The 13,417-nt window shown below is 65.0% G+C and carries 10 protein-coding genes; 4 read left to right on the top strand and 6 right to left on the bottom strand.

Features of this window, described 5'->3' with window-relative positions:
- Positions 1-64 precede the first annotated feature (64 nt).
- The gene (clpB, locus tag ACGGKE_RS12230) at positions 65-2,644 is read left to right on the top strand and encodes an ATP-dependent chaperone ClpB (RefSeq protein ID WP_394438242.1); all 2,580 of its coding nucleotides are present in this window, start codon (positions 65-67) and stop codon (positions 2,642-2,644) included.
- 59 nt (positions 2,645-2,703) lie between these two features.
- On the opposite strand, the gene ACGGKE_RS12225 is transcribed toward clpB, so the two are convergent.
- Together ACGGKE_RS12225 and ACGGKE_RS12220 are read right to left on the bottom strand one after the other, a co-directional pair.
- The gene (locus ACGGKE_RS12225) at positions 2,704-2,943 is read right to left on the bottom strand and encodes a hypothetical protein (protein ID WP_394438240.1); all 240 of its coding nucleotides are present in this window, start codon (positions 2,941-2,943) and stop codon (positions 2,704-2,706) included.
- A gap of 81 nt (positions 2,944-3,024) precedes the next feature.
- A complete protein-coding gene (locus tag ACGGKE_RS12220; protein WP_394438238.1) occupies positions 3,025-4,302 on the bottom strand; it encodes an aspartyl/asparaginyl beta-hydroxylase domain-containing protein in 1,278 nt (425 codons plus the stop codon).
- A 110-nt stretch (positions 4,303-4,412) separates the two neighbouring features.
- Between ACGGKE_RS12220 and ACGGKE_RS12215 the strand changes: the two genes are divergently transcribed.
- On the top strand, positions 4,413-5,438 hold the full coding sequence (locus ACGGKE_RS12215) for a hypothetical protein (protein WP_394438236.1): 1,026 nt from the start codon (positions 4,413-4,415) through the stop codon (positions 5,436-5,438).
- Between the two features lie 100 nt (positions 5,439-5,538).
- On the opposite strand, the gene ACGGKE_RS12210 is transcribed toward ACGGKE_RS12215, so the two are convergent.
- Complete coding sequence (locus tag ACGGKE_RS12210; RefSeq protein ID WP_394438234.1) at positions 5,539-8,565, bottom strand: TonB-dependent receptor domain-containing protein; 3,027 nt, start codon at positions 8,563-8,565, stop codon at positions 5,539-5,541.
- Positions 8,566-8,958: 393 nt separating this feature from the next.
- On the opposite strand from ACGGKE_RS12210, the gene ACGGKE_RS12205 reads away from it, so the two are divergent.
- A complete protein-coding gene (locus ACGGKE_RS12205) occupies positions 8,959-9,504 on the top strand; it encodes a hypothetical protein (protein ID WP_394438232.1) in 546 nt (181 codons plus the stop codon).
- Between the two features lie 6 nt (positions 9,505-9,510).
- Here the strand turns inward: ACGGKE_RS12205 and ACGGKE_RS12200 are convergent, their stop codons facing one another.
- From ACGGKE_RS12200 to xseA, 3 genes are read right to left on the bottom strand one after another with little or no spacing between them, the layout of a single operon-like run.
- Positions 9,511-10,359, bottom strand: coding sequence for a M23 family metallopeptidase (locus ACGGKE_RS12200; RefSeq protein ID WP_394438230.1), 849 nt, complete (start codon positions 10,357-10,359; stop codon positions 9,511-9,513).
- Positions 10,356-10,568, bottom strand: a complete 213-nt coding sequence (locus ACGGKE_RS12195; protein ID WP_394438228.1) for a DUF2093 domain-containing protein — start codon at positions 10,566-10,568, stop codon at positions 10,356-10,358. Before ACGGKE_RS12195 ends, ACGGKE_RS12200 begins: the two co-directional genes overlap by 4 nt.
- 22 nt (positions 10,569-10,590) lie before the next feature.
- Positions 10,591-12,084, bottom strand: coding sequence for an exodeoxyribonuclease VII large subunit (xseA, locus tag ACGGKE_RS12190; protein ID WP_394438224.1), 1,494 nt, complete (start codon positions 12,082-12,084; stop codon positions 10,591-10,593).
- Positions 12,085-12,091: 7 nt separating this feature from the next.
- On the opposite strand from xseA, the gene purD reads away from it, so the two are divergent.
- Positions 12,092-13,369, top strand: coding sequence for a phosphoribosylamine--glycine ligase (gene purD / locus ACGGKE_RS12185; RefSeq protein WP_394438222.1), 1,278 nt, complete (start codon positions 12,092-12,094; stop codon positions 13,367-13,369).
- Positions 13,370-13,417: the final 48 nt, after the last annotated feature.

Below are 13,417 nucleotides of genomic sequence, written 5' to 3'. Positions count from 1 at the left end.
CGCCACCCCTTGTGTGGTTTTTGAGCAACACTACATCCGCCTCATCCAAATCCATGGGGATGTCATGAACCTCGAAAAATTCACCGACCGCGCCAAGGGCTTCCTCCAGTCGGCGCAAACCGTGGCGATCCGCATGAGCCATCAGCGGATCGGCCCGGAACATCTGCTGAAGGCCCTGCTGGAGGATGAGCAGGGCATGGCATCCGGCCTCATCCAGGCGGCAGGCGGCTCGGCGCAGGTCGCGCTGCGCGACACCGATGCCGCGCTCGCCAAGGTGCCGTCGGTATCGGGCAGTGGCGCCCAGCAGACCCCGGGCCTCGACAATGACGCCGTGCGCGTGCTCGATTCCGCCGAACAGGTGGCGCAGAAGGCGGGCGACAGCTTCGTCACCGTGGAACGGCTGCTGCTCGCCCTCACCCTCGCCACCACCACCGCCGCGGGCAAGGCGCTCGCCGCGGCCGGCGTGAAGCCCGACGCACTCAACGCCGCCATCAACCAGCTGCGCGGCGGCCGCACCGCCGACACCGCCAGCGCGGAAGATCGCTACGACGCACTCAAGAAATTCGCGCGCGACCTCACCGAAGCCGCGCGCGACGGCAAGCTGGATCCCGTGATCGGCCGTGACGAGGAAATCCGCCGCACCGTCCAGATCCTCGCGCGCCGCACCAAGAATAATCCGGTGCTGATCGGCGAACCAGGCGTCGGCAAGACCGCGATCGCCGAAGGGCTTGCGCTGCGCATCGCCAATGGCGACGTGCCCGATACGCTCAAGGACCGCTCGCTGATGGCGCTCGACATGGGGTCGCTGATTGCAGGCGCCAAATATCGCGGCGAGTTCGAGGAGCGGCTGAAGGGCGTGCTGGACGAGGTGAAGGGCGCCGAAGGCCAGATCATCCTCTTCATCGACGAAATGCACACGCTGATCGGCGCGGGCAAGTCCGAAGGCGCGATGGACGCCGGCAACCTGTTGAAGCCAGCCCTCGCGCGCGGCGAACTGCACTGTATCGGTGCGACGACGCTCGATGAATATCGCAAATATGTGGAGAAGGACCCGGCGCTGCAGCGGCGGTTCCAGCCGGTGTTCGTGGGCGAACCGACGGTGGAGGACACCATCTCCATCCTGCGCGGCATCAAGGACAAATATGAAACCCATCATGGCGTGCGCATCGCCGACGGCGCGATCGTGTCCGCCGCGACCCTGTCCAACCGCTATATCACCGACCGCTTCCTGCCCGACAAGGCCATCGACCTGATGGATGAGGCCGCGAGCCGCATCCGCATGGAGGTGGAAAGCAAGCCCGAGGAGATCGAGACTCTCGACCGCCGCATCATGCAGCTGCAGATCGAGCGCGAGGCGCTGAAGAAGGAAAGCGATCAGGCGTCGAAGGACCGTCTGGCTGCGCTGGAGACCGACCTTGCCAATCTGGAGCAGCAGTCAGCTGAACTCACGACGCGCTGGCAAGCGGAAAAGGACAAGATCGCCGGCGAAGCCAAGCTCAAGGAACAGTTGGACGCCGCGCGCATCCAGCTGGAGCAGGCGCAGCGCAGCGGCGAATATGCCAAGGCGGGCGAGCTGCAATATGGCACCATCCCCGACCTCGAAAAGCGACTTGTCGAGGCGCAGTCTGCCTCGGCAGGTGCGATGCTCCGTGAGGAAGTAACGAGCGAAGACATCGCCGCCGTCGTCTCCCGCTGGACCGGCATCCCAGTCGACCGCATGCTGGAGGGCGAGCGCGAGAAGCTGCTGCACATGGAGCAGGAACTGGGCAAGCGCGTCATCGGCCAGGCCGATGCGGTCAAGGCCGTATCGACCGCCGTGCGCCGCAGCCGCGCCGGCCTGCAGGACCCGAACCGGCCGCTCGGCTCCTTCCTGTTCCTGGGTCCCACGGGCGTCGGCAAGACCGAACTGACCAAGGCGCTCGCCGGCTTCCTCTTCGACGATGACAGCGCGATGGTGCGCATCGACATGAGCGAATTCATGGAGAAGCACAGCGTCGCCCGCCTCATCGGCGCGCCTCCGGGCTATGTCGGCTATGAGGAAGGCGGCGTCCTGACCGAAGCCGTGCGCCGACGCCCCTATCAGGTCGTGCTGTTCGACGAGGTGGAGAAGGCGCATGGCGACGTGTTCAACATCCTGCTCCAGGTGCTGGACGATGGCCGCCTGACCGACGGGCAGGGGCGCACGGTCGACTTCACCAACACGATCATCGTGCTGACCTCCAATCTGGGCAGCCAATATATCGCCAGCCTTGGTGACGATGATCCGGTGGAAAAGGTGGAGGATCAGGTGATGGACGTGGTGCGCGCCCATTTCCGCCCCGAATTCCTCAACCGGCTGGACGAGATCATTCTCTTCCACCGCCTCGGCGCGAGCCATATGGCGCCGATCGTCGACATTCAGGTCGCGCGCATCGGCAAGCTGCTCAAGGACCGCAAGATCAGCCTGGACCTGACCGACGGCGCGCGCGCCTGGCTCGGCCGTGTCGGCTATGACCCGGTCTATGGCGCCCGTCCCTTGAAGCGCGCCGTCCAGCGCCACCTTCAGGACCCGCTCGCCGACCTGATCCTGCGCGGTGAGGTGCCCGACGGCTCCACCGTCCGCGTGGACGAAGGCGACGGGGCGCTCAAGCTGAGCGTCGCGTGACAAAAAGGGCTCGCTGATCGCTCAGCGAGCCCTTTTCGATGGAAGGGCGGAAAACGCCCTCAACCGCTGGGGTTCATCCCCGCCCGGCTACGCGTGATCAGGTCATCGGCATCGCGATTCTGCTGCTCACTGATCGCTCGCCATTCCGCGTTGGTCTTGCAGACACGCTCCCTGCGCACGAGCGATCCGATAACCTCCAGTCGCTTGCAGCGTATGGCGCTGGGATCGTTGCGATCCAGCTTTGGCTTGTCTTCCGCCATGGCCGGCATGGCTGTCAGAAACAGGGCCGGCATCATCATTGTCTTTAGAATATGCATCTGAACGTCTCCCCGATGCGCGATCCGGCTCGACGGCATTTCGCTCGTCGCAGCCTGCGCTGATTAGACGCCCGAAAGACCCTCGGCCTTGCTGGCGTCAGCCGTGGCATAAAACTGCTTCAAGAGCTGCTGTTCTTCAAGTGACAAATGCGGGTTCCACACATCGAAGATCAGCACTACGCGCAACTCGTCGCTTCTATTCCAGGCTTCATGATCGATCGTATCATCAAACGCGAAAGCGACGCCCTCGCGCCACTCCCTCGTTTCGCCACCGACGCGAAAGCTGCACGCAGGCGGTACGATCAGCGGCAGATGAATGATCGCACGCGTATTGGTGACGCCCGTGTGCGCGGGTATATGGCTGTGCGGCTTCAGCAGCGAAAAGAAGGCGGAGGGCGCCCGCCCGGGGATATCCGCGCGGGGCAAGGCTTCCAACGCCGCGACCGTCTGCGGGCACGCCGCGCATACCGCCTCGTTGCGCACGCCATATTCCCACAGGAACATCGCGCCCCAATCGAGCGAACCGTCCAATGCCGTCCATTTATTTTCCGGCGTCCCTGCATCCTGCCGCACATAGGGCCGCACCGCGCCGCCATCACGTGCGACCAGCGCCAGGAATTCCGCCCGGATCGCATCGGTCTGTGCCTCCAGCTGATCCATCCACGGAAAATGATCCCGGTCGAAAAACTCGTCGGCCGGCAGAAACGGATAATGGAGCCCCGAACAATGATTGGGATAGAGGGAGCGGCGGCCGAATTCATGGTCGAGGCAGGCCTGGAAACGCCGGCGCGACAGGATGGACGCAACATCCAGCGCCGGAGCGACTTCCGATTCGATGCGCGCTGCAAAGCGCGCCTGGTGATCGCGCACGAACAGCCGCGCATCCTCCAGCGTCGCAGCAAGAGCGGGGGGGACGTCGCTGATCGCGGCGCTCAGCGCGAGCGCCTTGCTCCAGCTATCGGCGGCGCCATGCCTCTCGTCGAGACGCTGCTGAAGCTGTGCCATCCGGATCTGCGCCATCAAATTACGCTGGTCGATGTCGATCGCGCGCTGCAACGCAGCCCGCTCGCCCTCCGCTGCGCCCAGACCACGTTCGGCGGACGCGAGGTTCATCCACAGCGCCGCTTCCTTCGGATCAGCCTGCGCCGCTGCAGCGAAATGCCGCCGGGCATCGGCGAAATTCTGCCGGTCGAGCGCGGTCAGCCCCAAGAGGTTCAGCGCCTGCGGTTCACCGGGATGACGCGCCAGCGCCTGCGACAGCAACCGCTCGGCCTCTTTTCCCTGTCCGCGCCGCCGCGCCTCGACGGCCTGTTGCAACAAACGCCCAACTGTCACGTCCATATGTCCCCGACCCTCCAGCCTCATCGCTAACAGAAGCGAAGCCGTGGGCAAACAGGGGAAAGTCCCGCACGGCTTGTGCGGCACTGGTAGCCATGCAAAGGCTTGCGGTCATGATGTCGCCTTCGTTCCGTCACGGGCTTGCCGACGCCCAATGGTTGGCCCATCGCTATGATCCCGGGCATGACGCATTTCATTTTCGCCAGGTTCCGCGCCCGCGCCATGCGGCCATTCCGTTTCTGACGGACGAGTATCTGGGGGAAGAGGCACCGCTGGTGCTCCGGCGTGCTGACGCCATCCAACAGGCGCCACCCGCAGCACCGATCCATTTTGTCTTTCACTCAGCCTATTGTTGCTCGACCCTGCTGGCCGCGGCATTCGATATTCCCGGTATCGCCATGGGCCTCAAGGAACCGGTGCTGCTCAACGATCTAGTCGGCTGGCGCCATCGCGGCGGCGGCGGGGCCCAGGTTGCGCGAGTCCTGGACGAAAGTCTGCGCCTGCTTGCCCGTCCCTTCGTTCCCGGCGAGGCGACGATCGTCAAGCCTTCGAACATCGTCAATCCGCTCATCCCCGCAATCATGGCGATGCGACCAGAGGCGCGCGCGCTGCTGCTGCATGCGCCGCTCGACGCCTATCTCGCCTCGATCGCGCGCAAGGGCATGTGGGGCCGACTATGGGTGCGCGATCTGTTCGGCAAATTGCTGCGGGAGGGCATGCTGGCGTCGCTTGGCATCGCGCCCGACGATTATCTCGGCCTCACGGATATTCAGGTCGCCGCCGCTGGCTGGCTCGCGCAACAGCAGCAGTTCCAGCTCTTGACGGAGAGGTTAGGGTCCCGCGTCGCCACGCTGGACAGTGAAATGCTGGTGGACCGACCAGCCGAAACCATGGCCGCGCTCGCCGCGCATTTTGGCCTGCGGCTGGATGACGACGCTATCATGGCCATCGTCACCGGTCCGGTGTTCACGCGGGACGCCAAAAGCGGCCAGGCCTTTGCACCTGGTCAGCGCGCCGCCGAAGCCCGTTCCGGCCTGGAAATCCACAGCGAGGAGGTGACGAAGGTCGCGCAGTGGGCGTCCGTCATCGCCGGGAACGCCGGCATCGCGCTTTCACTCCCGGGCCCATTGGTCGCCTGAAGGCCGCTTGGCCGCCCGCCAGACGCGACACCAATCGCACATTGACGAAAAAAGGGCCGACGTTTCCGCCGGCCCTCCTTTTTTTGCCTGATATGTCAGATCAGAAGCGGAACTTCACAGCTGCCGCATAGCGACGGCCCAGCGCGTCGTAGGTCGACGGATAGACATTGCCGCTGTTGTAGCTGGTCGAACCGATCGTGTTGCCAACAACCTTGGGCTTGTTGTTGAACAGGTTCTGTGCCGTCAGCGTGATCGTCACCTGATCGGACACCTGGAAGCGGCCGGTCAGATCGAAATAATGCTCCGCCTTGATTTTGCGGAACTCGGGCTCGACCATGCAGCCGTCGGGATCAGCACCGTTGGGGTCTTCACAGCCAGCATCGATTGCGGCCGCCAGATCGTCTTCCAGCTGCTGCGGTTCATACTTCACCGTGTCGATGTAGCGCCACAGCAGCGAGATGTCGAAGCTCTCGAAGCCCAGCGTGGTGCGCTGCGAGAACTGCCACTTGGGCTGGATCGACGCGCAGTTGACCGAGTAGTAGCCGACACATTCGCGGTTCAGGGAGACCGAGGTCGCCTGGAATTTGGAGCTGTTGGTCCAGTTGCCGATCAGGCTCAGGGCCAGGTTCGCGAAGCCGACGTCACGCTGATAGTTCACCGAGAAGTCGACACCATCGGTGCTCAGCCGGCCGAGGTTCGACGTCACAAGGGACAGGCCCGGGGTGGTCGCTGCTTCGCCGAACAGTTCACCCGTCAGCGGATTACGGCGGATCGCGGTACAGGCCGGGTCCGTCGCGCTGGCGGCAGTGATGTTGTCGAAGCACGCCGCGACGGCGTCACCCGGAGTGGGCGAAGTGATCGCGTCCGTGATCTTGATATTATAGTAGTCGACCGTCGCCGAGAAGCCCGACAGGGCACTCGGCTGGAACACCGCACCGATCGTCCAGCTGTTCGACTTTTCCGGCTTCAGATCCAGATTGCCGCCACCGGTATAGTTGACCTGGCCAGCCGGATCGTTGGTAATCGCGCCGATGGTCGAAGCCGGAGCACCCTGAGCGACGCAGACCGCAGCAAGGTTGGCGTCCAGAAGCGGCGCGTTGCCCGAGCAGGGGTCGGTGCCAAGGTTGGTCAGCAGCGTGTTCACCGGAGCGAACAGTTCCGCGATGTTGGGCGCGCGAACGGCGTGCGCATAATTGCCGCGGATCTTGAAGCCTTCAACCGGGGTCCAGCTACCGCCAGCCTTCCAGGTCGTGGTCTTGTAGGACGGGCTGCTGGGCGCGTCGACGCTATACTTCGAATAGCGAATGCCGGTTTCCAGGGTCAGATCCTGGAAGAAGGGCTTGTCCTGAACCAGAGGCAGAACGAGTTCGCCGAAGGCTTCATAGACGTCATAGCCACCCGCGATGTTCGGCGCCGCACCACCAGCGCCGCCGAGGTCGCCCGACTGCGACAGAAGGTCCGACTCCTGCGAAGCGGTGTATTTGCGATATTCGCCGCCGATGGCGAAGGCGACCGCGTCGCTTGCCCAGGGAATCGACCAGCCGAAGTCGCCGCTGATTGTGGCGTTGGCCTGCGCAAGCGAAGTCTTGGTGACGACCTGGCTGTTGGCGTTCAGGAACGCATTCATTTCCGGCGTGATCGAGCCATCGGGACCGAAGACGTTCAACGGGACGCAACCGTTCGACGTGTCGAGGCAGTCGGTCGTGCTGGTCGCCTGCAGCGCCTGGCGGACGCGCGAGTTCAGCCAATAGCCCTTCTGGGTCTGGGTCTGTTCGCTCTCACCATAAGCGCCCGAAGCGTCCCAGCTGATCGTGTCGGTGATGTCGCCACGGAAACCGAGCTTATAGTCGAAGAAGGTGGTGGTGAATTCCGAAATGCGCGGGCCCAGTTCGGTCGCACGACGCGACAGGGCGGTCGTGACTTCGCGATAGTTCGGATCGTTCGGGTCAGTCGCGACCGCAGCCGCATTACATTCCGCCTGCGTGTAGAGCGGAGTGTAGATGCCCTGGGCGATCTGCGCGGCCGTCGCCACGTTACGCTGGCAGAAGGCGTTGCGCTGCGCGGTCGTCAGGAACGGATTGCTGAGCGGAATGTCGACCGCGATGCCGAAGGCACCCGACGGAGCGATAATCGTCTTGACGGTGTTCTTCGAGAAGATGCCGCGAGTATAGGCTTCAACCGCGTCGCTGACCTCGTAGCGCGCAGCGCCGAACATGTTGAAACGTTCAAACGGGGTCTGGAAAACGTTGTACGGGTTGAAGTTGAAGGCATCGAACGCCGTGGTCGGGCGGAAGGCGGTACCGTCAGCCGTCACCTGGCGCGTGCCGTTGCCGGTCGCAGTGCCCGACGGGTTGGTGCCGGTGAAGCGCGACGGGCTGGAAGTGCCCGAACCTCCGATCGCGCCGCTATAGGAGTCGATGTTGAACACCGAATAGTCACGGCCGCCCTGATAGACCGGGTCAGACTGCTGGTAGCCGATCGAGAAAACGGCGTTACCCTTGCCGTCGTCGAAATTGGCGCCCATCGTCACGTCGGCGCGGAAATAATTGCCGTCGCCTTCTTCGGTAATCTGGTTCGAGACCGTGCCTTCCAGACCCGAGAAGTCCGACTTGGTCACGAAGTTCACGACACCGGAAATGGCATCCGCACCGTAGGTGGTCGAAGCGCCACCGGTCAGCACGTCAACGCGTTCGACCAGCGCAACCGGAACGTTGTTAAGGTCGAAACGGCCGTTCAGTTCGGCCGGGACCAGGCGGTCACCGTCCAGCAGGACGATGTTACGGTTCGAGCCGAGGCCACGCAGGTTGACGAAAGAAGCGCCGCCGTTGCCATTGTTCACGGCAGAGCCGATGCTGGGAACGATGCCCGGAATTTCACGCAGAATATCTTCCGCGGTGTTGTTCTGCTTCAGCTCGATCTGATCAGCGGTGGTCGCGGTGACCGGGGTCGAACGTTCCAGGTTCGGATTGCGGATCAGCGAGCCGGTGACGACGATGGTGTCGCCCATGTCGGCTTCCGCCGCCTGCGGCGCGTCCTGCGCCATTGCGGCGCTTGCGATCAGCGACGCGCCCAGGATCGCCGGAGCGGCGCTGGCACGCAGCAGTGCCCTTTTCGAAAATGTGTTCACGGTCCAGTCCCTTGCTCTGGAGTCGGCAGATGATCTGCCACTTAGTGGCCCGTATGAAGGGATATGGTGCCCGACAGCGATCCCCCCATAAGGATCGGTCGAAACTGCGCGGCGTTCATGGCCCTGTAAAGGACGGGAAAAGGCGGATCACCGCTTTTGAGCGCAGCTGTATCATAATTGCAACAAGACGAGCGAACCGCAGTTTTACGGTTCTGTTGCAATTTAATTTCGCCAGGTAGCCAAGCAGTGACGCTTTCATGCATCACTTATGAAAGTTGCGTTCAAAAATGCCTCGTTCGCAAAAAGTGGTATCGCTGGCTCGCCATATTGACGCTCAATTTTCCCCGAAGGCATGATAGGCATTGTTCCCAACAACAATGAGGATGGGCTGACATGAAATGCGGATATCGCTGGCTTTGGATCGCGGCCCTTCCCTTGCTTACCGGTCCCGTTCAGGCCGCGCCTAAAGCAAAGCCGCCGCAGGCGGAGCTCTTCACCAATTTGCTGCAATGCCGCTCGATCACCGCCGATGCCGATCGCCTCGCCTGTTTCGACCGGCAGGTGGGCGCGATGGAGGCAGCCTCGCAACGCGACGAGGTGGTGGTGCTCGACAAGGGCGAACTCAACAAGACGCGCAAGACGCTGTTCGGCTTCTCCTTCCCGAAGCTGCCCTTCCTTGCCGGCGGCGATGACGCGGACGAGACGAAGGAGGTCGAGGGCGTCAGCCACATCCAGGCGAAGATCGCCAGCCTGCGCAGCCTTGGCTATGGCAAGTGGCAGATCGAGCTGGAAGACGGCGCGCAATGGATGACGACGGAGGCTGTTACCGGCCGTAATCCCAAGGTCGGCCAGTCGATCGAGATCAAGCGCGCCGCCATGGGCAGCTTCATGGGGAAGATAGAGGGCGGCCGCACCATCAGGATGAAAAGGGTGAGCTGACTCGCCTCACCGCCCCTGCGGCATCGGCCCGGCGATCAGCAGCGGGTCGATGCGCGCATCTTGCCATTTCATGCCCCAGTGCAGATGCGGACCGGTGGCGCGGCCGGTCGATCCGATCGCGCCGATCCGCTGCCCCTGCGCGACATGCTCGCCCGGCGCCACGTCGATTCGCGACAGGTGAAGGAAGGCGCTGTTGAGGCCATGGCCATGGTCGATCATCAGCAAATGCCCCTCCAGCGTGAAGGGCTTGTCGATCGCCGCCAGGATCACCACGCCATCGGCGGGCGCGCGCACCGGCTCCCCTGTGGCGCCGGCGATGTCGACGCCGCCATGATAGGATCCGGGCTGGCCCTGATAGATGCGCTGCGCCCCGAACAGGCCGGATATGCGGCCGACGCGCGGCCAGATGAAGGATTGCCGCCACCCCTGCGCATCGGTCACCTTCGCGCGCGCGGCGGCGATCGCTTCCAGTTCCGGCTTGCGCAGCGCCAGAAAGGCCGCGCTGCTCTTGCCCACGCGCAGCGGCGCATTGATGCGCTCCAGCCGCCAGGCGCGCGGCGCGACCGCCAGCGATTGCGAGACGACGCGCCCGTCCGCCAGCCGCGCGGTCAGCGACGCGCTGGGCGCGGCATCCCGGTCGAAGGCGATCAGGAAGCGGCCATCGGCGTCCACCGCGACCAGTTGGTCTCCAAAATGGAGCGCCACCGTTCCCGCCGGCGCCGTGCCGATCATCCGGCCGCCCTGCACCGCTTCGCCGTTCAGCTGGAACGCGGCCGCCGCCACGGGCCGCGCGACTGGCTGCGCCGTCGCCGCGCCGGCGAGGCCCAGGATCGCCGCCAGAACCAGCCGCTTCATCCCGCCTTTGCCGCCTTCCGCTCCGCCTCGACCGATGCCTGCGCGCTGGCATAGGGCTCTTGCCGCGCGATGCTCCAATAGCGCAGATCCTGCAGCGGAATGCGCGCGTCCGTGACGGCGCACAGCACATGGTCGCCCGCTTTGAGGACGCGGAAACTATAGGGCAGATAATGGAGCCGGGCGATCCGGTCGCGGCTGGACATCAACATGGGCCAGTCCTTCTTTCAAAGCTCAGGAAAACAGGTCTTGCTGCACATCGCCCGGCGTGCGCGGCTTGCGCGTCGGTCGGGGCGACGAGGATAGGGGGGCCGGCCCGGGCGGCTCAAGCGCCTGGCCTGGCCGCCCGACCGCCGCTTCGACCGTTCCGTCCTGGAAATGCAGCACCACCTGGCCAGCGGCGCGCGCCGTCTCGACCGAGCGGACCAGCCGGTCCCCCGCCATCACCCGGGCATAGCCGCGCTGCAGCGGCAGGTCGGGATCGAGCGACGCCAGATGCCGCGACACGCGGTCGAAGGCGGTGGCACAGTCGCGATGCGCGCGCACCAAATTTTCAGGCCGCAGCCGGCAGCGATCGAGCCGCTCCCCGGCGCGCGCCAGTTGCTGGCGCAGCAGCGCGGGCCGCAGCGCCCCGCTCGCCTGGCCCAGATGAGCGCGCGCATCGGCCAACCGATGGCGCAGACCGCCGACCAGCCCGTCGGACAATTGGTCCAGCCGCTGCCGCTGCGGGCTGAGCAGCGTGTCGGGCGTGGGCATCAGTCGCGCCTGCATGTCCAGCCGCTCGCGCGCCTGCGCCGCGCCGCGCCGCACGGCGCGCCCCGCGCGCAGCCCCATTTCCGCCAGTCCCGCCAGCAGCTCGGCGCGCACCGGCACCGCCATTTCGGCCGCGGCGGTGGGGGTGGGCGCGCGCCGATCGGCGGCATAGTCGCACAGGGTCGTATCGGTTTCATGCCCGACCGCGGAGATGATCGGGATGCTGCAATCGGCGACCGCGCGCACGACGATTTCCTCGTTGAAGCTCCACAGATCCTCGATCGACCCGCCACCGCGCGCGACGATCACCAGGTCGGGCCGGGGCAGCGCGCCGCTGCCGTCCATGGCCGAAAAGCCGCGCACCGCGCGCGCCACCTGCTCGGCCGCGCCCTGCCCCTGCACCAGCACCGGCCAGACCAGCACCTGCGTCGGGCATCGATCCGCCAGCCGGTGCAGGATGTCGCGGATGACTGCGCCGCTGGGGGAGGTAACGACGCCGATGGTGCGCGGCAGGAAGGGCAGCGGCTTCTTGCGCTCGGGCGCGAACAATCCTTCGCTGGCCAATGTCGCCTTGAGCTTTTCCAGCAGCGCCATCAGCGCGCCTTCGCCCGCCAATTCCATGCGGTCGATCACGATCTGATATTTGGATCGTCCGGGATAGGTGGTGAGCTTGCCCGTGGCGATCACCTCCACCCCGTCCTGCGGCGCGAAGGCCAGGCGCTGTGCCCCGCCTTTCCACATGACGCCGTCGATGACGGCATTGTCGTCCTTCAGGCAGAGATACAGATGCCCCGATGCCGCCCGCTTGAAACCGGAAATCTCGCCGCGCAACCGCACATGGCCGAACCGGTCCTCCACCGTGCGCTTGAGCATTCCCGACAATTCGCTGACGCTGAGCGGCGGCGCGTTGTCGCCTGCGCGTTCCTCGGCTAACAGGCGGCCCGAACTGTCATAGGCATCAAATTCCGGGGACATGGGCGAAATGAACATCCTTCTGCTTGGCGGCGGCGGTCGCGAACATGCGCTGGCGTGGAAGCTGGCGCAATCGCCCAGCCTCAAGACGCTCTACGCGGCGCCAGGCAATCCGGGCATAGCGCAGCATGCCACGCTGGTCGACCTCGATACGGCGGACCATCGCGCCGCGGTCGATTTCTGCATCCGCCATTCGATCGGCCTGGTGGTGATCGGTCCCGAAGCGCCGCTGGTGGACGGCCTTGCCGACAATCTGCGCATCATGGGCGTTCCGGTCTTTGGCCCCAACAAGAAACCCGCGCAGCTTGAAGGGTCGAAAGGCTTCACCAAGGATTTGTGCAAGCGCGCGAACATCCCCACCGCCGCCTATGTCCGCGTGACCAGCAAGGACGGCGCGATCGCGGCGCTCGACGATTTCGCGCTGCCCGTCGTCATCAAGGCCGACGGCCTGGCTGCGGGCAAGGGCGTGATCATCGCCGAAACGCGCGACGAGGCGCTGGCGGCGCTCGACTCCATGTTCTCCGGCGCGTTCGGCGCGGCGGGCGAGGAAGTGGTGCTGGAGGAGTTCATGACCGGCGAGGAAGCAAGCTTCTTCGCCCTGACCGACGGCAGCGCGATTCTTCCCTTCGGATCGGCGCAGGATCACAAGCGCGTCGGCGATGGCGATACCGGACCCAATACCGGCGGCATGGGCGCCTACAGCCCCGCCCGCGTGCTGACGCCCGCGCTGGAGCAGCAAGTGATCGACACGATCATCCGGCCCACCGTCGACACGCTGGCTGCCGAAGGCATGCCCTATTCGGGCGTCCTCTATGCCGGCCTGATGCTGACGGACGCGGGGCCCAGGCTGATCGAATATAATGCCCGCTTCGGCGACCCGGAATGCCAGGTGCTGATGACGCGCTTCGATGGTGATCTGGTCGCGCTGTTGCTGGCGGTGGCGCAGGGCAGGCTCGCCGATCAGGGCCCGGTGACCCTTGCCGATCGGACCGCGCTCACGGTGGTGATGGCGGCCAGCGGCTATCCTGGCACGCCGGAAAAGGGCGGCACCATTGCGGGGATCGAGGCGGCCGAACAGACCGGCGCCAAGGTGTTCCATGCCGGCACCGCGGACAAGAACGGCACCCTGGTCGCCAATGGCGGGCGCGTGCTCAACGTCACCGCCACGGGCGACAGCGTTGGCGCGGCGCAGGCGGCGGCCTATGCCGCAGTGGATGCCATTGATTTTCCCACCGGCTTCTGCCGCCGCGACATCGGCTGGCGCGAAGTGGCACGCGAAGCGCGCTGACCAATGTCGGCAGCGGTCACGGGAAGGCTGGCAGCGCAGCCCATCCCC

This window comes from Sphingobium naphthae (genome assembly GCF_043589935.1).
GTDB lineage: Bacteria > Pseudomonadota > Alphaproteobacteria > Sphingomonadales > Sphingomonadaceae > Sphingobium > Sphingobium naphthae_A.
Note: the sequence above shows the minus strand (reverse complement) of the source record. Positions and strands in the feature narration are given on the sequence as shown.